The organism is Ideonella margarita (assembly GCF_038066635.1).
Taxonomy (GTDB): Bacteria; Pseudomonadota; Gammaproteobacteria; order Burkholderiales; family Burkholderiaceae_C; genus Ideonella; species Ideonella margarita.
Map to the genome: position 1 here is coordinate 1 of NZ_JBBUTI010000038.1, position 533 is coordinate 533.

Consider the following 533-nt stretch of genomic DNA (forward strand, 5'->3'; position numbering starts at 1 on the left):
CCCACATCGATCGACACGGTGGCGGTGTCAGTGCCGCCCTGGCCGTCAGAGATTGTGTACGTGAAGGTCGCAGGGCCGTTGTAGCCAGGCGCCGGATCAAACGTGACCGTGCCGTTCGGGTTGACGGTGACGGTGCCGTTGGCCACGACGACTGGCGTGCCCACGGTGACGGGCTGGCCGTCGATCTGGGTGATGGTCAGCGGATCGCCTTCGACGTCGGTGTCGTTGCCCAGCACGTTCAGGGTGACAGGGGTGTCTTCAGCAACGGTGACGGTGTCGTCAGTTGCCACCGGTGCATCGTTGACCGGGGTGACATCAACGCGCACATTGGCCTGAACCGGGGTCAGACCATCGGTGACGGTGTAATTGAAATCAACTGGGCCGGTGGTGTTGGGCGCCGGGGTGTAAACCAGCTTGCCGTCGTTGGTCAGGCTGACCGTGCCCAGCGGCAGGCCGGCGGTGTCGAGCAGCTGGACAGGGCTGCCCACGCTGATCGGCTGGCCGTTGATGGCCGTGATGGTCAGCGTCGGGGT

Annotated in this window: 1 protein-coding gene; it reads right to left on the reverse strand. The window is 64.9% G+C overall.

All coding sequences use genetic code 11. From position 1 onward, the window contains the following. Positions 1 to 533: Ig-like domain-containing protein (locus AACH00_RS19850; RefSeq protein WP_341400913.1), on the reverse strand; the 533-nt coding region annotated here is incomplete at both ends.